Source organism: Leisingera sp. F5, from assembly GCF_001593695.1.
In genome coordinates, this window is the sequence record NZ_LUKH01001110.1 from 1 (window position 1) to 1,267 (window position 1,267).

Genomic DNA, 1,267 nt, shown 5'->3' on the forward strand with positions numbered 1-1,267 from the left:
GAAGGGGCCTTCCATCACCTCCGTAATGCTGCCGCCGACCGAGACATTGGTGGCGTAGCCCTGGGGGTAGATCTGGTCCGGATCCGGGACATAGATCAGATCCACCCCCAGATGTGCGAGCTTTTGCGCGTCGTCAGCTTCAGTCCGGGGGTAGTTCTCCAAGTCTTCCGGCTTGTTGAACTGCTTGGGGTTCACGAAGATGGTCACGATCACCCGGTCGCAGGACTGTTTGGCCGCTGCGGCCAGTGACAGGTGGCCCGCGTGCAGCGCGCCCATGGTCGGCACCAGGCCGATGGTTTCGCCGGCACGGCGCCATGCGGCTGTCTTGGCGCGCAGATCAGACAAGCGGCGCAGGATCGGTGCGGTCATGTCGGCAGTCATCCTTTGGAGGGCGCCTGATCGGCAAACACATGCTCAGCCGCAGGGAAGGAGCGGGCACGGACCTCGGCGGCGTATTCGGCAATACCAGCCTCGGCCAGCGGCCCAAGATCGGCGTAGCGTTTCACGAATTTCGGTTTGAAGGCGGTGAAAAAGCCCAGCATGTCATCAACCACCAGGATCTGCCCGTCGCAGCCGGCACTGGCACCGATACCGATGGTGGGAATCGCCACCTCGGCGGTGATTGTGTCGGCCAGTTTCTGCGGTACCTTTTCCAGCACCACGGAAAACGCGCCGGCCTCGGCCACCGCGCGAGCATCGGCCAGCACGGCGTCGGCTTGCGTATCACGGCCCTGCACCTTGTAGCCGCCCAGAGTATTGATCGACTGCGGCGTAAGACCGATGTGCGCCATCACCGGGATGCCGCGCTTGACCAGAAAACGGATGGTTTCGGCCATCCCGACGCCGCCTTCCAGCTTGACCGCGGCGCAGCCGGTCTCGGCCATCAGCCGGGCGGCATTGCGAAATGCCTGTTGCGGGCTTTCTTCATAAGACCCGAAGGGCATGTCGATCACCAGCATCGCCTGTTCCAGACCACGCGCCACCGCCTGGCCGTGCAGGATCATCATCTCCATGGTGACACCCAGGGTCGAAGTCAGCCCGTGCAGCACCATGCCGACGCTGTCGCCGACCAGCACAAAATCGCAATGCTTGTCCATCAGCCGCGCCATCGGCGTGGTATAGGCCGTCAGGCTCACCAACGGGGTGCTGCCCTTGCGGGCCCGGATGTCTTCGGCGTTGGGCGCCTGTTTCTTGGCTGTTGCGCTCATGGCTTCCTGTCCGCAGTTCGAATAGCGCCCGGATTACCAATTAACGCCGCGTGCTTCCA

2 protein-coding genes are annotated in these 1,267 nt (G+C 63.2%); both read right to left on the reverse strand.

Going from position 1 to position 1,267, the window contains the following annotated elements:
* A partial coding sequence (locus tag A2I95_RS39315; RefSeq protein WP_291737783.1) for a pantoate--beta-alanine ligase occupies positions 1–369 on the reverse strand: 369 nt, incomplete at its 3' end.
* An 8-nt stretch (positions 370–377) separates the two neighbouring features.
* Positions 378–1,208 carry a 3-methyl-2-oxobutanoate hydroxymethyltransferase gene (panB, locus tag A2I95_RS39320; RefSeq protein WP_291737784.1) on the reverse strand — a complete coding sequence of 277 codons (831 nt, stop codon included), beginning with the start codon at positions 1,206–1,208 and terminating at the stop codon, positions 378–380.
* Positions 1,209–1,267: the final 59 nt, after the last annotated feature.

What these genes read in the sequence shown, in the direction of transcription:
- panB (WP_291737784.1), bottom strand. Translation starts at nt 1,208, where the DNA reads ATGAGCGCAACAGCCAAGAAACAGGCGCCCAACGCCGAAGACATCCGG.